Source organism: Mycobacterium bulgaricum, from assembly GCF_041287165.2.
Taxonomy (GTDB): Bacteria; Actinomycetota; Actinomycetes; order Mycobacteriales; family Mycobacteriaceae; genus Mycobacterium; species Mycobacterium bulgaricum.
Window position 1 is genome coordinate 244924 of record NZ_JBGGKV020000005.1, and the last position, 17887, is coordinate 262810.

Below are 17887 nucleotides of genomic sequence, written 5' to 3' on the forward strand. Positions count from 1 at the left end.
GGCCCCATCGATGTTCGCAATACGTAATCACCCGGGGGTTCGCTCAGCGTGTTGCTCGGCCGTCGCGTGGCTGACAGAATCTCGGGCCGAATCGTTCCGCGGGGGAGCGGACCAAGCAAGGACATCACGATCACCGAGAGCCGCAACTATGACGACGCCGAACCGGCGCGGCTTGAGGCGGTGCACCGTTACCGCATCATCGACACGGCGCCCGGAGCAGTGCTCGCCCGCATCGCCGGATTGGCGGCACGTTCCCTGAACGCGCGAATGTCAGTCGTGTCGATCGTCGGCGAAGACGAGGTGTCCCTGATCGCGACATACGGCCTGGGTGACGACCCGCCTACTGTCCTTCCACGAGATCCCCTGCTGGTTTCCGCGATGACCGACGCCGTCGTCCTCGGCGACGCGCACACGGATCCGAGGAGTGCGGGCAGCCGATTCGTCCTCGACTACGGGATCCATCTGTACGTCGCGGCGCCGATCCTGACCTTCGACGGCCATCAACTGGGTGCTGTCGCAGTCATGGACACCGAGGCCCGGCAGGTCACCGACAACCACCTCATCATCCTGGAGGATCTGGCCGCGGTCGTGATGGAGCAGCTCGAGCTGCGCCTGTCCTCGCTGGATGCCGTCAGCCTCGAACGCCGCTTGCGTGGTGCCGCCGAGACAGCCCGCGACGCTGCCCGGCGAGATCGTGACACCGCCGAGACGGACCGCGACGTCGCACAACGGGACCGCGACAGCGCCGAAGAGGGCAGGGGTGCCGCTGAACGCGATCGCGACGAAGCCCGCAGGCAGCGGGACCAGGCCCGGACCGACCGCGGGATCGCCGAACGCGACCGCGACTCGATCGAGGAGTACGCCACCGCGCTGCAGCGCACCCTGTTGCCGCCGTCGCTTCCCCGCATCGACGGGCTGGCAGCGGCTGCCTATTTTCGTCCGATTTCGTCACGGCAGGTCGGCGGCGACTTCTACGACCTGTTCAGCCTGGGGGACAACCGGTGGGCGTTCTTCATCGGCGATGTGCTCGGTCACGGTGTCGATGCGGCGGTGGTGACCTCGTTGATCCGCTACACGCTGCGGTCGGCGGCACTGCACTACGACAATCCGACCTCCGGACTCTACGAACTCAACGCCGTGCTGCTGCGCGAGGTCGAACCGCGACGGTTCTGCACGGTGCACTTCGGAACTCTGCAGCCTGCTGCGGACGGCGACGGATTCGACGTGACGATCGCCACCGGGGGACACCCGCCGGCTCTACTCGCCGATCCGGCCAGTGGACGGGTCCAATCCATCCGGCCCGGTGAAGGAATGCTCGTCGGTGCACTGCCGAACGCCGTCTTCGACGTCTGTTCGGTGACGGTGCGTCGCGGTCAGGCCCTCGTGTTCTTCACCGATGGGCTGATCGAGGCGCGCCTCGGCGATGCCCCGTTCGACGAATCGGCGCTGTCGGCGTTCGTCGCTGAGCGGGCGGGGATGGGCCTGCAGGCTCTGATGGACGAATTCGCCGTGCTGGCACCCAAACTGGACCAGCGCGACGACATTGCGGTGCTGGCGTTCGAGGCCGTGGCCGGCATTTCCGCGTAACGGGGACGCCGCCGGCGATTCCGTGTACAGCTTCTAGTCGACAATCACGCGACCGAGGAGCACATGTTGACGACGAGATCGGCGATCGGCGCCCTGTTGGCGGCGGCGCTGCTGCTGACCGGATGCCAGGAGTCCGAACAGCCGCCCGCCGCGCCCGCCTATCCGTCCGGGCCGGTCACCATGACAGCGGGTGCGAATCCGGGCAGCGGATTCGACATCACCATCCGCGCGGTCGTCGACGCCCTCGAAAAGGAGGGGATCGTCGATGTGCCACTGCCGGTCGAGAACCGACCCGGAAACATCGGTGCCGACTTCCTCGCAACGATGGTCGACCAGTACCGGGGGCGCGACGACCAGGTGTCGGTGACGTCGCTGTCGATGATGATGAACGAGTTCCGCGGCATCTCCGAGTACGGATACCGCGACGTCACGATGATCGCGCGCCTGATGACCGAGTACTACATCGTCGTCACCGCACCCGGTGCGCCGTACCGGAACCTGAGTGATCTCCTCGACGCAGTCCGCGCCGATCCTGCCGGTGTCTCAGTCGGTGCCGCCACCGACGATCAGGCCCCGTTCGATCTCCTGGTGTCCGCGGCGGGCGCAGATCCGGCACGCATCAACTACGTCAGCTTCGAGGGCGGAGCGGAGCAGTCCGCTGCGCTGGCCGGTGGCGAGATCGACGTCGCCGTCACCGGTGTCAGTGAGGTGGTCGAGGCCGTCACGTCGGGCACCCTCCGGCCCCTGGGCGTCCTGTCCGAGGAGCGGTTGCCCGGGCTCGACACACCGACGGCACGGGAACAGGGATTCGACGTCACACTCTCCAACTGGCGCGGGCTCTACGGCCCTCCGGGAATGCCGCAGGTCGCCGTCGAGTACTGGCAGTCAGCTCTGGGCCGGATGGTGGACACGTCCACGTGGAAGCAGATCGCCGACCGCAACCAGTTCACCACCACGTTCATGATCGGTGACGAGTTCCAGAACTTCCTGGCCGAAACGCAGGCCGACCTCGATGCCGCTCTGGCGAGTTAGCTTTGCGCGTCGCCGAAGAGTTGATCGAGGGCGTTGTGTTCGAGCTCGATCCATCGGCTCACGTGGCGCCGCACCTCGGCGATCTCCTCCTCGCTGAGATGCTGGGCGCCCTCGGGTGTGATCCGGCAGATGTCCATGGGGCCGCCGACACTGGGCGAGGAAGCGTCCAGGGCGTCGAGGACACGTAACGCGGCGACCACACCGTAATCGACGTCACGTTCCGACATCCGGAAGGACGCGAGCAGGGCATGGGCCTGCTGGGCCATCGCGGCCCCACTGCCGACGGCCTGAAATCCCGTCTCTTCGTGGTGGCCGATCAGCCCGTTGGGATCCACGTCGATGATGAACGGGTCGTCTCCGTCATAGCCCGCCGCCAGCACGTACGTCGCCGGGGTTCCGCCGGTCTCCTGGCCGGGGACGTCGGCGATGAAGGTGTCGTAGTGGTGCTTGAAAATCGGCAGGATCCTGGCCTGAATCGCGTGCCCGGTGTTCTTGGCCTCCACGATCGCGTCTGCTTCATCGTTGAACACCTGCTCGATGTCGTACAGAACAGCCCGTGATCCGCTTCCTCCCCACGCCGCGTGCTCGCCCAGCGGGTGCAACTTCTGAGCCGGGTAGGTGAGCCCCCGTCCGGGATCGGTGATCTGCGAATCAGACGCCAGGACAACTCCATTTGCGCATCGCAGCGCGAGAACAACGGTCACCTCTTGATCGTGCCACGGCCCCGGCCGGGCACCCGGGGCCGTGCGGGGGTGCGCAAGGACGCAACCCCGCCGCCGTATGGTGGTAACACATGGATGTCTCTCTCTTGGCTTTCGAATGGACGGACACCAGCCGGCATTGGCTCATCGAAGTCCCGATCAGGATCGTCGCCTATATCGCCGTCGTTCTCGTCATTCGGTACGTCGCACACCGGATGATCGATCAGATGACGACGGCCCGGAGCCGCAAGGAGCGTGGCGCCGCCGAGGACGGACGGTTGTCGCGGACTCCGCCGATCGTGCGCCGTCTGCGCGACCGCGTGCCGTCCTCGGCAACCAGTGATCAGGTCATCGCCCGTCGCCAGCAGCGTGCCCAGACCATCGGCTCGGTGCTGAAGTCGACGGTGTCGATCGTCCTGTTGGTCTGGGTCGTGCTGGCAGTGCTGAATGTGCTCGGCGTGAACATCGCCCCGTTCATCGCGTCGGCCGGCGTGGTGGGCCTCGCCATCGGCTTCGGCGCGCAGAATCTGGTGCGCGATTTCGTGACCGGGGTGTTCATGCTGCTGGAGGACCAGTACGGCGTCGGCGACACCGTCGACCTCGGTGACGCGGTGGGCGAGGTGGAAAGCGTCGGGCTGCGGGTCACCACGGTCCGCGACATCGACGGCACGCTCTGGTACGTCCGCAACGGCGAGATCGCCCGGGTCGGAAACATGAGCCAGGAGTACGCCGTGGCCCGTATCGAGGTGCCGGTCGCGCTGAGCGCCGACGTCGACCGTGCGGAGCAGGTCGCCGTCGAGGCCGCTGAAGAGGCGGTCGCGGACCCGGCCCTGGCCGGCAAGGTCCTCGGCGAGCCCGAGATGCTCGGTGTGCAGGAACTCTCGCCGGACCTCATCAAGCTGCGGATGACGGTGAAGGTGCGCCCGAACGCGCAGTGGTCCGTGCAACGCAAACTGCGGCGCGCGATCCTGCGCGCCTATGACGAGCACGGTATCGACCTGCCCTACCCGACCGGGCGCATGCTGGCCGTCGGCGACCAGGCCGTCTGAGGGCGGTTCACCAGCCTGCAGAACCGGGCCCGCCCTTGAAGGGCCCGGCTATCCAGCTGGTGATCCAGCCTCCGTAGAAGCCGCCCGGCTGCGGCACGACCTCCTCGCCGTTGACCGTGCATCGGTCGACCAGGCTCGCCATCACCGCGACGGCTCCGGTGAGCTGGACGAATGCGGGTGACGGCGCAGGATAAGTCCACGCGGCACGCCGGGCCACGGCGGCCGGGGTCACCAGGTCGAAGTAGCTGGCCTGACCCTTCCATTCGCACCACGAGGATCCGGCCGCCGGGCGCAACGCCCCTTCGAGGAAGCAACCCGGTGGCAGGTAGTAGGTCGGTGGGTGGCTGGTTTCGAGAACCCGCCACGCGGCGTCGGTGGACGCCACCGTCTGCCCGCCGAGTTCCACCGTGATCGAGCCGGCGAAGGCTTCCAACCGAGGCGGGCGGGGGTAGTCCCACACCGACTCTTGACCTGGGCGTGGCTTCTCGGGAGCAGGCATGTCCTGAGTCTAGGAACTCGCTGTGAGGGGTGCGAACAAGGCAGGCTGACCCTATGGCGACTCGTGAGCACACCACATCACGCACGTTGTTCGGTCATCCGATCGGGCTGACCAATCTGTTCGGCGTCGAGCTCTGGGAACGGTTCTCCTTTTACGGGATGCTCACCATCCTGGGCTACTACCTGTACTACTCGGTGACCAATGGCGGGCTGGCCCTGCCGCAATCCACCGCGACGGGCATCGTCGGCGCCTACGGCGGCCTGGTGTATCTGTCGACGGTGCTCGGCGGTTGGATCGCCGACCGGCTCCTCGGCATGGAGCGCACGGTGTTCTACGGCGGCGTCGTCGTGATGGTCGGCCACATCGCCCTGGCTGTCCTGCCGGGCTTGGCGGGAGTGGGCGTAGGGCTCGTGTTCGTCGCGCTCGGCTCGGGTGCGCTGAAAGCCAACGCTTCTTCACTGCTGGGCACGCTGTACGCCAAGGGCGACGCGCGCGCCGACGGCGGGTTCACGCTGTTCTACCTCGGCATCAACCTCGGCGCCTTCATCGGCCCGCTGATCACCGGGCTGCTGCAGACGCGGATCGGGTTCCACTACGGATTCGGCGCGGCCGCGATCGGGATGGCGCTGGGTCTGATCCAGTACGTCGCGTTCCGGCGCAACCTGGAGGGGCACGGCCGAGAGGTGCCGAACCCGTTGCCACGCAGCGCGATCGGCAAGGCTGTCGCGGTTTTCGTTGCGGTGCTCGTCGTCATCGCGGCCGCGGCGGCGCTGAAACTGGTGACACTGGCGAACCTGTCCCAGGTCACGACCGGCGTCATCGTGGTCGCCTCGATCGCGTACTTCGCCATCATGCTGCGAAGCCCGCATGTCGAGGCACCGGAGCGGGTGCGGGTCCGCGCGTTCGTCCCGCTGTTCATCGCGAACGCCGTCTTCTGGTCGTTGTTCCAGCAGATCTTCACCGTGCTGGCGGTGTATTCCGACGAGCGCATGAACTGGTCGATCTTCGGGTGGGTCGCACCGTCGAGCTGGATCGGATCGATCGAACCGATCTGGATCATCGCCCTCTCACCGCTGTTCGCCATCCTGTGGACGCGGTTGGGCAACCGTGCGCCGACCACGCCGCGCAAATTCTCCTACGGCGTCATCGGCATGGGCCTGGCGTTCCTGTGTTTCGTGCCGCTGGCCGGGGTCAGCGCGGTGCCCGCGTTGGTGGTGTTGGTGATCCTGGGCGTGTTCGCGGTGTCGGAACTGCTGTTATCACCGATCGGACTGTCGGTCACCACCAAGCTCGCGCCGGAGGCATTCCGCGCGCAGATGATGGCGCTGTACTTTTTCTCGGTCGGTCTGGGCACGTCGATGTCCGGTGTTCTCGCGGGCTACTACGACACCGCCCGCGAAGCAGCGTATTTCGGCATCCTCGGCGCCGTCGCGGTCGCGGCCGGCGTCGTCGTGTTCGTCATCGCACCGTGGATCAGCCGCCAGATGGAGGGCGTGCACTAGCCGGAGAGTTTGACCTGCGCCACCGTAGACAGCTCCCCGTTGTCCTCGGGTTGCTCGAAGAAGACCTCCGCGACGCGGCCCTTGGCTTCGAAGCTGGCGATGGTGTTGCCGAACTGCGGTCCGCTGAGGTTCGCCCATGACATCGGCAGATCCGGTGAACCCGCGCGCTTGGCCCACCGCCGGGTCAGCCGGGCGACCCGCGCCGACCACGCGAACTTGAACGCGGGCTTGACGGGGGCGGGCACATAGTTGTGGACGGGGGAGCACACCAGTTGGTGCACCGTGGTCTCACCCGTCCCACGGAACAGCGCACGCGCAGCGTAGCTGTGGTGGACATCCCCGGAAAGCACCGAGATGGTAGCCGGCGAACCCTGTGCCGCCGCTTCGATCATCCCGCTGAACCGTAGGAAGGACTGCAGGAATGCCGGCCAGTGCTCCAGATCGGCTGCCTGACGGATCTTTTCGGCGATCGTCCCGCGCAGGCCGGGTCGGTCGGCGGCGATCTCGTTGATGATTTGGATGTCACCGAGCGCCGGCGGAAGCAGCCAGGGCAGTGACGAGCCGATCAGCAGGTGGTCGACCGAGTCCAGATCATCAGCGACCTGCTCTTCCACCCAGCGGAACTCGCGGTCTCCGAGCATCTTCCGATCGCCGCTGTCGAGAATCCGGGCGTTGCGGGAATCCACCATGACGAGACGGCTGCGTCCCAGATCCCACCGGAAGCTGAAGCGCAGACCCTTGTCACCGTCGACCTCGTAATCGGCGCGGTCGGCGAGCTCGACCAGATGCGGCCAGCAGTCGCCCTCGATGGCCAGCACCTTCTGATAGTCGTCGTCGGCGGCCAATTCGGCGGGACTGAGATTCCCCAGATGCTGGTAAACCCAATAGGATCCGAGCCCCGCATGGATCCGGTCGCGCCACCACGGCTTCTTGTTGACCTCCGCCCTCCAGGGGGCGGAGGTGTTCCAGTCGTCCCGGATGTCGTGATCGTCGAAGATCATCGCGGTCGGCAGCGTGGACAGGATCCACCGGATCTCGGGGTCGCCCCATGTGTGCCGGTAGAGCCGCTCGTACTCGGTATACGTCACGACCTCGTCCGGTGGGCGCCGCTTCGACTTCCGATGGCCGGCCAACTGGCGGCGCGCCTCCGGGGTCAGCTCGTCGGCGTAGACCTGGTCCCCGAGCAGTAGCAGCGCGTCGGGCCACTCCTCGACCGGCATCGCGGTCAGGCGCGTGGCGAAACAGTCCAACGCGTCGAGCCCGAGCTTGTCGTCGATCTTCGGGTCGCCGGTTTTCGGGTAACGGCAGGATCCGAAGATCACCTTCAGCCGGTCGGCGGTCTTGGGACCGCGGGTCCTGATGACGCTGGGCGGAAATTCAGAACCGGGCTCGGGCCAGGCCTTCACACCGTCGATGTGCACCTCGTACTGGAACACCGAGTCGGGCGTCAGACCTTCGACGACCACCAACGCGTAGTGACAGTCGTCGACTTCGAACGTCGTCGCCGAGCAGCCGAGTATCTCCACCTCCGCCGGCGCTTCGGTCTGCACCCACACCACGGCGGTCGTCTCGGCGACATGGCGAAGCACCGGGCCCAGAGCAAGAGTCACCGGTCCACCCTAGGCCACTACAGCCCGAGCGCCAGCGGAGTTGTCGGAGGCCCATCGGTGAGCAACTCTCGCAACAGTTTTGGTAAGGCCCGGGGGGAGAACAGTTCACCGGCTGCGTGGGCGGCCTCGATGGCCTCCAGCGCCCACCACCGCTGGGTCAGGATCCCCTCGGAATCGGGGTGGCCGGGCGCCTCGGGTGTGACACCGCTCGCCGGTTCGAAGGCGACGACCGGGATGAGGAAGTAGTGGTTGACGAGGCCGGCGAGGCCCTGTCCGCGCATCCACGGCATCGTGGCGGTCTGGATCCACACCAGCTGCGGTGTGTGCTCGGCGGTGATGATCAGCCCGGTTTCCTCGTGGAGTTCCCGGCTCAGCGCCGCCAGGTGCGTCTCGCCGGGCTCGACGCCGCCGCCGGGGCCCGCCCATACGGCGTAGTCGTCGACGACGCGATGCTGTGCGAGCAGGATGCTGTCGCCGTCGATGAGAAGCGCGCGACACGAATGACGCAACGGCGGGTCGGCCACAGTGTCGACGGTAATCGAGAGCGGGGCGATGATTCTCGCGGTCCGGGCTTGTCCTTACTTGCGACTACGGAAAGGAGCGAGTCCATGGTGATCGTTTCGGGGCATCTCGCCGTCGAGCCCGAGTTGCGCGAGGCCTACCTCCGCGGGTGCGTGGCCGTCGTGGAGCAGGCACGCCGCACGCCGGGCTGTCTCGACTTCGCCATCAGCGCCGATCTGATCGACGCCCGGCGGATCAACGTCTATGAGCGCTGGGAGTCCCAGGCCGCGGTCAACGAGTTCCGCGGCAGCGGGCCGAGCGACGAGCAGCAGGTGACGATGCTGTCGGCAGCTGTGTCGGAGTACGACGTCGCGGACGTTCGCGTGCTGTCCGGCGACGACGGGTGAGGGCCCGGTGAACGGTGATCCCCACGGGGCGCGGCAGCCAGTGGTCGAATTTGCGTCTGCAACGTGACGGTTGCGGCTTTCCGCAGGCCGCGGGTCGTGCGCACGTGTGCATCGCCGGATTGTCACCTTTGTTTGCTGAGCGGTGGTACGTTCCTCGCTTAGCGCAGCATTGGGGGTTACTGTGGAGTGGTGCCTGGATCCGCGGGCTCTGAGCGGTCCGCGCCGGGGGTTGTACTCGGGGATCGTCCTCGCCGGCATCGGCGTGGGCATGGTCGTGGGGCAGGGAGTCGCCGTCGCGAGTCCGTCCGACGATACGGGCGTCTCGCAATCCGACGACACGTCGGACGCCGCGCCGAGTGACACCGGCGCGGAACCCGAAACCGAATCCACCGACGCCGCGGAGAGCGAATCGCCGGACGTCGACGACGCCGATTTTCCCGAAGTCGACGCCGAACCCGAAGCCGAGGTGCGTACGCAGTCGCACAAGCGGTCGCGCGCTGCAGCACTCGACGACGACGCGCCTGCCGAATCCGATGAGCTGCACACCGCGGACATCACCGAACAGTCCGACGAACCGGCCGAGGCCGAGGCGCCCGAAGCCGCCGTCGCACCCGAACCTGCCGTCGCACCCGAACCTGCCGTCGCACCCGTTTCCTCGGTACGCAGCCTCGTCAGTGCACGCCCGGTCACCACCGAGAGCATCGCGACCGACGTGCTGACCTGGGTGGGGCTGCGCTCTGCCCGCGAAGACGTACCCGCCCCCGCCACTCCGGTGTCGGCGCTGGTCGAGTCCCTCTGGCTGGCGGTCCGGCAGGCCCAGTACACCTGGAACAACCAGCGCCCGCTCGCCGACGTCACCATCTCCGGCCCCGGTCCCGACGGTGCTGTCGCCGGCACCGTCAACGCCGTCGACTACGACGATGCGGCACTCACCTACGTCCTCGTCTCCGGTCCCACCTACGGACGAGTGGTCATGGACACGAGCGGGCGCTTCACCTACAGCCCCGGGGCCGCGGCTGCAGGTCGTGCCGACCGGTTCATCGTCCGCGTCGACGACACCTCCGGCAATCCGTTCCACGTGCACGGTCTGCTCGGACTCCTCGGTATCGCCAGGCCGACCGAAGTCACCGTGTCCATCGCCGCCAATAGTCCTGCACGCCTTGGCATTCCACCCACCCTGGACATCGACGGGCTGACCGCGCGTGACGGCGTTGACATCACCACCGACAGCACGGGTGTGGTGAGCGTGATCGAGGGCGCGTTCACCGATCAGGTGGTCGTGAACGCGGCGGACGCCGCCGCTGTGCTGAACTCCCTCGCGCCCGTGCTCGGTGCGCCCACCGGGTTCGCCGATATCGCCGAAGTCTCCGCATCGACTGCAGGCGACGGCGGCACCCTCGAGCGTTTCTATCGCTTCACCGAAACCATCGGCGGAATCAGGGTTCTGGGCAGTGAGGTCATACTGGTCACCGACGCCGATGGCGATGTCACGAGCGTGTTCAACTACTACCGCGCGCTCGCAGAGAATTTCAACATCACTCCCGACGAGTCGGTCGACGAGGCCGCCGAGGTCCGCGTGGTCGCCGCGAGCGCCTACCTCGGTCCGAACGCGGACCCGGCATCGATCGGGTCCTTCATCACCGCAAGCGCATTCACCAACGAGCTGGTGGTCTTCACGGTGACCGAGGACGCCGATCCCGAACTGGCCTGGCGAGTGGTGGTTCACGTCCCCGACACCGGCGAGCTCGCACCGTCGGGGGCGACATTCCTGATCCACGCAGACGGCGCGGAAGCCGGCACCGTCATCATCAGCGTCTCCAACGCTCACGGTGCCGCCGCGGTCACCACAGCCAAGGACTGGCTGGGCGACACCCGGACCATCACCATCGACACCCGGAAAGTGTTGTGGTTCAGCTCCTCCGAGATGTCTGACCCCACCCGGAACATCACGACGTACAAGACGTCGTACGGTCTGTTCGGGCTGGGTTCACCGGTGCTGCCCGGCAGGGTGGTCAAGCGGAGCCTGTTCGGCTGGGACACCTCGGCGGTGTCCGCGCACGCCAATGCCGCCGTGGTCTACGACTACTTCAAGAACGTGCTCGGCCGCGAGTCGTTCGACGGTGCCGGCGCAAAGGTCGTCATCAGCATTCGCTACCGGCCGAGCTCATCGCCTTTGGGGTACTCGAATGCGTTCTGGGACCCGACGATCCAGCAGTTCGCGTTCGGCGACAAGGGATATCTCCAGGCCGATGTCGACATTGTCGCCCATGAGTTCACCCATGCGGTCATCAGCAGCATCCTCGGCGATTCGGCGCTGGACTCCGGTCAGCCCGGGGCGCTCAACGAGGCCTACGCAGACATCTTCGGGGTCCTGGTCGAGGGAGCGACCGGCGCCGATCGGTGGCTGATCGCGGAGGACTCCGGAAACGGCATTGTGCGCAATCTCGCCGACCCGACGTCGGTCACGACCTCCTACGGGCCGTATCGGGATCGCCTCAGCAAGGAATACACCGGGAGCGGCGACGATCACGGCGAGCATATCAACAGCACGATCTTCAGCCACGCCGCGTATCTGATGATGACCGACTCGGCGACCGCCGGAGTTTCGGACGTGACCTGGGCCAAGGTGTTCTACCACTCGATCCCGCGGTTGAGCTCGACGGCGCGCTTCGCCGACGCCCGCGCGGCGGTGCTCAGCTCAGCGCTCGAGCAGGGGCTCAGCCCGGCTCAGCGCGAGGCGATCGCGCGCGCCTTCGACGCCGTCGAGATCTATGGTGCGCCAGTGTCATCCGTCGCGGTCTGATCGGTCAACCAGCACCGCACCCTCGGGGCGGCCGCCGAGTGTCTGCAGGTCGGTGGCTTCGCCCCGCGCGGTCAGGCGGATGATCTGTGCCAATTGGTCAGGGGCGTCGCACTGCAGGTAATGATCGGCGGTGGGCACCACCCAGTACCGGTTACGGCCGGGTTTGGGCTTCAGGTAGGTCTGCCAGACGTGGTTGGCGACGCGCAGGGGAGCGACACCGTCGTGCAGACCCCAGATCAGCGTGGTGTCGACGTCGAGGGTCGACAACCGATCCAGCCAACCGGTCTCGTCGGCGGCACGCTCGTGCAGATATCTGATGGTGTCGGGCAGTACGCGGATGCCGTCGTTATATGCGAAACAGCGTGCGAGAGCGGCGATCTCAGGATCATTGCCGCTACGACGAGGCATGAACGTCGTCGCACCGAGACCTGCGGCCAACATGTCCGGCGTCGTGGCGGCGACGGTCGCGCGTCCGGTGCCCTCGTCGAGCAGCGCTACCTGGAATGCGGTCAAGTTTGCCAACGGCAGGTAGATGTTCGCATTGGTCAGGAACACGTCCACCGGCAGCGAACCGCGTTCGTCCAGCATTCCCAGTGCGATCATGCCGACGCTGCTGCCGCGGTCGTGGGTGATCATCCGGAACCGGTCCAGTTTCCACACGTGGGTGATCGCGTGCACCAGCAGTCGGGCGTCGTCGTAGAGCGAATAGGTATAGGGCGCCGACGGTTTACCGGACAGGCCGTACCCCGGGAAGTCCAGCACGTAGATGTCGAACTCGGTCGCCAGTTCGCGCGCCAGCCCGTGGTAGTCGATTCCCGACGTCGGGAAGCCGTGCACACAGACCAGTGCCGGGGCGCCCGGTGTGCCCGCACGGCGCCAAAACACCTCCACCTCGGCCCCGGCGTTGGATGCGGTGGTGGAGACCCAGGTGAAGGCGGTGCCGTCGCGGTGCCAGTCCTCGAAGATGTCCACCCGTGGAAAGCTAGTTCCCTGATCGACATTCAGGAGGTGATTTCGGTGCCGGCGAGCTCTGCTTCTCCGAACCCCGCGCCCGACCACTCACTACGCAGCGTCGTATCGTTGTCGGCCCCCATCGGGCTTGCGTTCATCCCGCTCGGTATGGCGCTGGGGTTCCTGGTGGTCCACGCAGGGCTCGCATGGTGGTGGGCGCCTGTGTTCGCCGCCGTCATCTACGCGGGTTCGCTGGAGTTCCTGATGGTTCACCTGGCCGCGACGACCGCTCCGATCGTGACGGTCGCGCTGACGACGTTCGTGGTCAACTCGCGGCACGTGTTCTATGCGCTGTCTTTCCCACTGCACCGCGTCCGCGGGTTGCTCGGCAAGACCTACAGCACCTACACGCTGTCCGACGAGGCTTACGCGGTCGGGGTCAGCCCCGAGGCGCGTACATGGACCACCCGTCCGATCCTGCTCATGCAGCTGCTGTTTCATCTCCTATGGGTCACCGGTGCGATGCTCGGCGGCCTTGTCGGGGAGGCGCTGCCGATCGATCGCCTCGTCGGCCTGGACTTCGCATTGACCGCACTGTTCATCGTGCTCGGCATCGACGCGTTCCGTCAGCGCCCCGACTGGCTGACCGCGGCGAGTGCATCGGCGTGCGCGATCGTGGCGTGGCTGGTGGTGCCCGGCCAGCTGCTGGTGTCGGCCTTCGCCGCATTCACCGGTGTGCTGCTGATGCGAATGTTGGTGCAGCGCAGACGAGAGCGTGCCTGACCATGCCGGACAACGGATACATCGCGCTGCTCGTGGCGGTCAGCGCAGGCATCACCTGGGCGCTGCGTGCCCTCCCGTTCGCCGTGCTGGCGCCACTCCGGGAAAGCGCTGTCGTCACGTACGTGAGCGTCCACATGCCCCTCGGGGTCATGGCGATCCTGGCGATCTACACGCTGACCACAGTGGCAGGCGACACGCCGGCTCAGCTGCTGTGGCTGGTCGTCGCCGTGGCGACGACGGCGGGGTTGCACCTGTGGCGCGGACAGGCCCTGCTCAGCATCCTGGTCGGCACGGCGACCTATGTGACGCTGATGTCCGCGTGGGCTCAGTCCTGAGCCTGCAGGTAGGCAACCAGTGCGTTGGTCAGCCCGCGCCGTGCGACGTCGAGATCGGCGTAGGAACCGAGTTGGCGTTCCGACACCAGACCCCGCATCGCACCGGGGATCAACGTCGCGACCTCACGGACCCGCTCCGGGTCGACGCCCAGGCCGGAGAATGCGCTGCGACAGATCTCCAGCCACGACTGCCCCCACGAATACAGCTCGGCCGCGGTCTGCGGATACAGCCGCTCGAGCTCGGCGTGGTCGCGGGGCAGTGCCGCCCTCAGGTTCTCGATGGCCCGTGAATCTGGTTCTGCCAAACCGTCATACAGCGTGTCGATGATGCTCGCGACCCGGTCGCGCAACGACGCGTCGGTCTCGACCGCCGCGAACACATCGGCTCGGCGCTCGGCGGTGCGGTGCAGGACTGCGGCCCAGAAGCCGTCCGCGTCCCCGAACTGGTATTGAACCGCGCCCCAGGTCGCGCCGATGTCTTTGGCAATACGGTTCGCCGACACCGAACCGGGATCGCCCGAGGCCAAGGACTTCAGTGCCGCCTCGAGCATGTTCTGCCGAGTGGCCTGGCCGCGCCGATTGGGTCGCCGGGCGGGCGCATCGACGTCGGTCATGAAGAGCAGACTACAGAGTTTTCGTAGAGCCCACTATGTTTCTTTCATTGAGTGCTCTACGATTCGGTTCATGGCCAAACCGCCCCTGTCGATGAAACCGACCGGCTGGTTCCAGGTCGCGTGGTCCGACGACATCGCGATCGGTGACGTCCACACCATGAAGTACTTCGGCCAGGAGATGATCGCGTGGCGCGCGGAGTCCGGTCAGCTGACGGTGATGAACGCATACTGCGAACATCTGGGCGCGCACCTGGGTTTCGGCGGCACCGTTCACGGCGAGGTGCTGCAGTGCCCGTTCCACGGATGGCAGTGGAATCAGCAGGGCCGCAACGTCTGTATCCCCTACGAGGACCGTCCCAACCGGGGCCGGCGCATCAAGACCTACCCCGTCGTCGAGCGCAACGAGTCCGTGTACATCTGGCACGACACCGAAAACCGCGACCCCTTCTTCGACGCTCCGGACATCTTCGCCAGCTTCGGTGACGACTCGACGATCGACGACTACTACCCGCAGCAGCGGCTGTTCGAGCAGGGGCATGAGATGCACCCCCAGTACGTGCTCGAAAACGGGGTCGACTTCGCGCATTTCAAGTACGTGCACGGTACGCCGATCAACCCGATCTTCACCCGCCACGACTTCGACGAGCCCATCTCCTACGTCGACTTCACGATCACGTTCGAAGGTGACGACGCGCAGAAGATCGAGGACGTCGGCAGCGGCGTCGAGGCGATCAACGGCGGACTCGGGATCGCGGTGACCAAGAGCTGGGGGATGATCGACAATCGCACCATCTCGGCGATCACCCCGGTCGACGACCGCACCTCCGACGTGCGGTTCATGGTCTACATCGGCAGACCGAAAGGCCAGGTGCGCAATCCCGAGCGCGCCCGCCTCAAGGCCGAGGAGTTCGGCCTCGAAGTGATCCGCCAGTTCCGCCAGGACATCCACATCTGGTCTCATCAGCGTTACTCCGATCCGCCGGCTCTGTCGAGCTCGGAATTGCAAGGCTTCACCGCGATCCGCGAATGGGCCAAGAAGTTCTATCCGGACGGCCTGGGTGGCAGCGCCGCCGAGCTGGCCGCCCGATCCGCTCACTGACTCTCCGAGAAAGGCTTTCGATGACGATCAAGGTTTTCCAGGTCGCGACCGGCAACGTCGGGTCCGAGATGATCAAGCGGATGGCTGACCAGCCCGACCTCGAACTGATTGGCGTGCACTGCTATTCGCCCGACAAGGTGGGCAGGGATGCCGGTGAGCTCGCCGGCATCGCACCGAATGGCGTGACCGCGACGGGCACGATCGAGGAGATCATCGCCGCCAAACCGGACGTGGTCACGTTCCACGGTGTGTTTCCCGACGAGGACCTCTACGTCTCGGTTCTGGAGGCCGGGATCAACATCGTCACCACCGCGGACTGGATCACCGGATGGCACCGCGACCGCAACCATCCGCACCATTCCGGCAAGCCGGTCACCCAGCTACTCCAAGAGGCGTGCGAGAAAGGCGGTTCGACGTTCTACGGAACCGGCATGAACCCCGGCCTCAACCAGATTCTCGGGGTGGTCTGCTCCGCTGATGTCGCCGAGATCGAGAACATCACGACGATCGAATCCGTCGATGTGTCCTGCCATCACTCGAAGGACACCTGGATCGAGGTCGGATACGGCGCCCCGGTCGACGATCCCGAGATCCCGGGCAAGCTGGAGAAGTACACGCGCGTGTTCGCCGACAGTGTCTACATGATGGCCGACTGTTTCGATCTGGCCCTCGACGAGGTGAAGTTCTCCTATGAGCTCGGTGCATGCACCAAAGACGTCGACCTCGGCTGGTACAAGCTGCCGAAGGGATCGTTGGGCGGTAACTACATCAAGTACCAGGGCATGGTCGACGGGGTCCCGCGGGTCGAAACACACCTCGAGTGGCAGATGACGCCGCACACCGATCCGAGCTGGGATATCAAGGGCTGCTACATCACCCAGATCAAGGGCGATCCCAACATCTACAACAAGCACATGATCTTCCCGAAGCCCGGCGTGGATCTCTCCGACCCGGCCAACTTCGCCTCCATCGGGATGACGGTCACCGGAATGCCTGCGCTCGCGTCGATAAAGTCCGTGGTGGCAGCCCGGCCCGGCATCATCACCTCCGCCGACCTGCCGCTGCGCGGCTTCGCGGGACGGTTCAAGCTGTAGCGCTATCCGCGTCGTCGTCGCCCTCGTTGCTGCCGGCGTCCTCGGATTTCACGTTGCCGCCGGCGTCCTCAGCGTCCTCGGAATCGACGGGCTGGTCTGCCTTCTTGTCGTTGTCGGCCTTGGTCGTCTTGCGGGTGGGTGCGTCCTGTTCGGGGGCATCTTCGCCGCCGGCCTGCGAGGTGGTCGGAGGCCGTGAGGTCGTCGGGTTGTCCTCGGCGAACTCCTGGGTTTCTTCGCTGCCTGACTCCCTGCCGTCGGGTTCGTCGCGGGTCGCCGTTGCCTCGGGGCGCAGGTCGCCGACGTAGGGGACCGGGACGACGAGGTCGCGACCGGGCTGCGGCGGCAGCGGTCGACGCCACCCCTGCGGGGCGTCCGCGGGACCACGGTTGGGCAGGACGTCGATCGGCGGCAGCCCCGGCACGTGGAGGTAAAGTTCGTCGGCACCGATCCAGAGGCCGGACACGAGGACGTCGGAGCCGATCTCGCCCAGATTCTTCAAAAATCCCTCGCCGCGAAGTATGTCGGTGCCGTTGAACACGACACTGGCGACCAGGCTTTCGACGAAGTTGGCGGCGATGTAGAGCTGCTTACCCACGTAGCCGAGCTGGTTGGCCAACGGCGTGAAGGCAGTGCGGAATTCGTGGCGGGCCTCGATGAAGGACTGGTCGACTTCGTCTGCGAATGCGCTCGGCTCCTCGACGTCCGCGTCGGTGACGGCGGCGGCCGCGTCCGGTTCGGGGACGAGGGGCCGGACCGGGTCGGGTGGCTGAGGCCGTGTCCAGCCGGGCGCGGCATCGCGCGGTGGGCGGTTGAGAAGGATCTCGATCGGCGGCAGATCCTCGATGTGGAGGTACAACTCGTCGGCCACGACCCACGCGGCGGCCAAGGCGATGTCGACGGCGAATTCGCTCAGGTTCTCGAACAAGCCCTCGCCGCGGAGGATGTCGGTGCCGTTGAAGACGGCGCTCGCCAACACGCTCTCGCCGAAGTTGAATCCGATGTGCATCTGCTTGCCTAGGTAGCCCAGACGGTTGGCGAAAGCGTTGAACTCCTCGCGAACTCCCGTGCGGAAGTCGAGAAACGACTCGTCGATCTGATCCGCTGCGAGTCCGGGCTCCACCAGCGAAGAGGACGAGGCGGTCAAATTAACCGCAGCGGAATTTTCTGCACTCGGCGCTGCCGTTGCGGGCGGATCGACCGGTCCGGCTACCGCGGTCGCGCCGGTGACTGCGGTGATGGCCAGCGCCGCGCTTGAGCGAACCAGTGAAACCATGTCTTTCCCCCTTTTCTTGGTAACCCCTGTGAGGGAACCTAGCACCA

The 17887-nt window shown here is 66.2% G+C and carries 17 protein-coding genes; 10 read left to right on the plus strand and 7 right to left on the minus strand.

The window, feature by feature from the left end; translation table 11 throughout:
- Nucleotides 1–66: 66 nt before the first annotated feature.
- Both ACAG24_RS16340 and ACAG24_RS16345 read left to right on the plus strand, forming a co-directional pair.
- Nucleotides 67–1587, plus strand: a complete 1521-nt coding sequence (locus tag ACAG24_RS16340; protein ID WP_370473660.1) for a PP2C family protein-serine/threonine phosphatase — start codon at nt 67–69, stop codon at nt 1585–1587.
- A 63-nt stretch (nt 1588–1650) separates the two neighbouring features.
- Complete coding sequence (locus tag ACAG24_RS16345) at nt 1651–2619, plus strand: tripartite tricarboxylate transporter substrate binding protein (RefSeq protein WP_370473659.1); 969 nt, start codon at nt 1651–1653, stop codon at nt 2617–2619.
- On the opposite strand, the gene ACAG24_RS16350 is transcribed toward ACAG24_RS16345, so the two are convergent.
- Nucleotides 2616–3323, minus strand: coding sequence for an Ntn hydrolase family protein (locus ACAG24_RS16350; RefSeq protein WP_370473658.1), 708 nt, complete (start codon nt 3321–3323; stop codon nt 2616–2618). The genes ACAG24_RS16345 and ACAG24_RS16350 overlap by 4 nt on opposite strands.
- Nucleotides 3324–3412: 89 nt before the next feature.
- Here ACAG24_RS16350 and ACAG24_RS16355 point away from each other — a divergent pair, with 89 nt between their 5' ends.
- Nucleotides 3413–4369 carry a mechanosensitive ion channel family protein gene (locus ACAG24_RS16355; protein ID WP_370473657.1) on the plus strand — a complete coding sequence of 319 codons (957 nt, stop codon included), beginning with the start codon at nt 3413–3415 and terminating at the stop codon, nt 4367–4369.
- Nucleotides 4370–4376: 7 nt separating this feature from the next.
- On the opposite strand, the gene ACAG24_RS16360 is transcribed toward ACAG24_RS16355, so the two are convergent.
- Nucleotides 4377–4868, minus strand: coding sequence for a DUF427 domain-containing protein (locus ACAG24_RS16360; RefSeq protein ID WP_370473656.1), 492 nt, complete (start codon nt 4866–4868; stop codon nt 4377–4379).
- A gap of 53 nt (nt 4869–4921) precedes the next feature.
- On the opposite strand from ACAG24_RS16360, the gene ACAG24_RS16365 reads away from it, so the two are divergent.
- Nucleotides 4922–6370: a peptide MFS transporter gene (locus ACAG24_RS16365; RefSeq protein ID WP_370473655.1), complete on the plus strand. Its 1449-nt coding sequence runs from the start codon at nt 4922–4924 to the stop codon at nt 6368–6370.
- Here ACAG24_RS16365 and ACAG24_RS16370 read toward each other — a convergent pair.
- Nucleotides 6367–7980, minus strand: a complete 1614-nt coding sequence (locus tag ACAG24_RS16370; RefSeq protein WP_370473654.1) for an alkaline phosphatase D family protein — start codon at nt 7978–7980, stop codon at nt 6367–6369. The two genes, ACAG24_RS16365 and ACAG24_RS16370, sit on opposite strands and share 4 nt — an antisense overlap.
- A 17-nt stretch (nt 7981–7997) precedes the next feature.
- Entirely contained in the window at nt 7998–8504 is a 507-nt protein-coding gene (locus ACAG24_RS16375) for an NUDIX domain-containing protein (RefSeq protein WP_370473653.1), read from the minus strand.
- Nucleotides 8505–8588: 84 nt separating this feature from the next.
- On the opposite strand from ACAG24_RS16375, the gene ACAG24_RS16380 reads away from it, so the two are divergent.
- Both ACAG24_RS16380 and ACAG24_RS16385 read left to right on the plus strand, forming a co-directional pair.
- Nucleotides 8589–8888 (plus strand): putative quinol monooxygenase, encoded by a 300-nt coding sequence (locus ACAG24_RS16380; RefSeq protein WP_370473652.1) that lies wholly within the window; start codon nt 8589–8591, stop codon nt 8886–8888.
- A 181-nt stretch (nt 8889–9069) separates the two neighbouring features.
- On the plus strand, nt 9070–11691 hold the full coding sequence (locus tag ACAG24_RS16385) for a M4 family metallopeptidase (protein WP_370473651.1): 2622 nt from the start codon (nt 9070–9072) through the stop codon (nt 11689–11691).
- On the opposite strand, the gene ACAG24_RS16390 is transcribed toward ACAG24_RS16385, so the two are convergent.
- The gene (locus ACAG24_RS16390) at nt 11674–12663 is read right to left on the minus strand and encodes an alpha/beta fold hydrolase (RefSeq protein WP_370473649.1); all 990 of its coding nucleotides are present in this window, start codon (nt 12661–12663) and stop codon (nt 11674–11676) included. The genes ACAG24_RS16385 and ACAG24_RS16390 overlap by 18 nt on opposite strands.
- A gap of 45 nt (nt 12664–12708) precedes the next feature.
- Here ACAG24_RS16390 and ACAG24_RS16395 point away from each other — a divergent pair, with 45 nt between their 5' ends.
- Together ACAG24_RS16395 and ACAG24_RS16400 are read left to right on the plus strand one after the other, a co-directional pair.
- Nucleotides 12709–13425, plus strand: coding sequence for an AzlC family ABC transporter permease (locus ACAG24_RS16395; protein WP_370473648.1), 717 nt, complete (start codon nt 12709–12711; stop codon nt 13423–13425).
- A 2-nt stretch (nt 13426–13427) separates the two neighbouring features.
- The gene (locus tag ACAG24_RS16400) at nt 13428–13760 is read left to right on the plus strand and encodes a branched-chain amino acid transport AzlD family protein (protein WP_370473647.1); all 333 of its coding nucleotides are present in this window, start codon (nt 13428–13430) and stop codon (nt 13758–13760) included.
- Here ACAG24_RS16400 and ACAG24_RS16405 read toward each other — a convergent pair.
- On the minus strand, nt 13751–14374 hold the full coding sequence (locus ACAG24_RS16405) for a TetR/AcrR family transcriptional regulator (protein ID WP_370473646.1): 624 nt from the start codon (nt 14372–14374) through the stop codon (nt 13751–13753). The genes ACAG24_RS16400 and ACAG24_RS16405 overlap by 10 nt on opposite strands.
- 70 nt (nt 14375–14444) lie before the next feature.
- On the opposite strand from ACAG24_RS16405, the gene ACAG24_RS16410 reads away from it, so the two are divergent.
- Nucleotides 14445–15473, plus strand: a complete 1029-nt coding sequence (locus ACAG24_RS16410) for an aromatic ring-hydroxylating dioxygenase subunit alpha (protein WP_370473645.1) — start codon at nt 14445–14447, stop codon at nt 15471–15473.
- Nucleotides 15474–15493: 20 nt separating this feature from the next.
- Entirely contained in the window at nt 15494–16567 is a 1074-nt protein-coding gene (locus tag ACAG24_RS16415; protein WP_370473644.1) for an NAD(P)H-dependent amine dehydrogenase family protein, read from the plus strand.
- Here ACAG24_RS16415 and ACAG24_RS16420 read toward each other — a convergent pair.
- Complete coding sequence (locus ACAG24_RS16420) at nt 16557–17840, minus strand: hypothetical protein (protein WP_370473643.1); 1284 nt, start codon at nt 17838–17840, stop codon at nt 16557–16559. The two genes, ACAG24_RS16415 and ACAG24_RS16420, sit on opposite strands and share 11 nt — an antisense overlap.
- Nucleotides 17841–17887 lie beyond the last annotated feature (47 nt).

What these genes read in the sequence shown, in the direction of transcription:
- ACAG24_RS16415 (WP_370473644.1), top strand. Translation starts at nt 15,494, where the DNA reads ATGACGATCAAGGTTTTCCAGGTCGCGACCGGCAACGTCGGGTCCGAG.
- ACAG24_RS16355 (WP_370473657.1), top strand. Translation starts at nt 3,413, where the DNA reads ATGGATGTCTCTCTCTTGGCTTTCGAATGGACGGACACCAGCCGGCAT.
- ACAG24_RS16365 (WP_370473655.1), top strand. Translation starts at nt 4,922, where the DNA reads ATGGCGACTCGTGAGCACACCACATCACGCACGTTGTTCGGTCATCCG.
- ACAG24_RS16360 (WP_370473656.1), bottom strand. Translation starts at nt 4,868, where the DNA reads ATGCCTGCTCCCGAGAAGCCACGCCCAGGTCAAGAGTCGGTGTGGGAC.
- ACAG24_RS16420 (WP_370473643.1), bottom strand. Translation starts at nt 17,840, where the DNA reads ATGGTTTCACTGGTTCGCTCAAGCGCGGCGCTGGCCATCACCGCAGTC.
- ACAG24_RS16410 (WP_370473645.1), top strand. Translation starts at nt 14,445, where the DNA reads ATGGCCAAACCGCCCCTGTCGATGAAACCGACCGGCTGGTTCCAGGTC.
- ACAG24_RS16405 (WP_370473646.1), bottom strand. Translation starts at nt 14,374, where the DNA reads ATGACCGACGTCGATGCGCCCGCCCGGCGACCCAATCGGCGCGGCCAG.
- ACAG24_RS16400 (WP_370473647.1), top strand. Translation starts at nt 13,428, where the DNA reads ATGCCGGACAACGGATACATCGCGCTGCTCGTGGCGGTCAGCGCAGGC.
- ACAG24_RS16380 (WP_370473652.1), top strand. Translation starts at nt 8,589, where the DNA reads ATGGTGATCGTTTCGGGGCATCTCGCCGTCGAGCCCGAGTTGCGCGAG.
- ACAG24_RS16345 (WP_370473659.1), top strand. Translation starts at nt 1,651, where the DNA reads ATGTTGACGACGAGATCGGCGATCGGCGCCCTGTTGGCGGCGGCGCTG.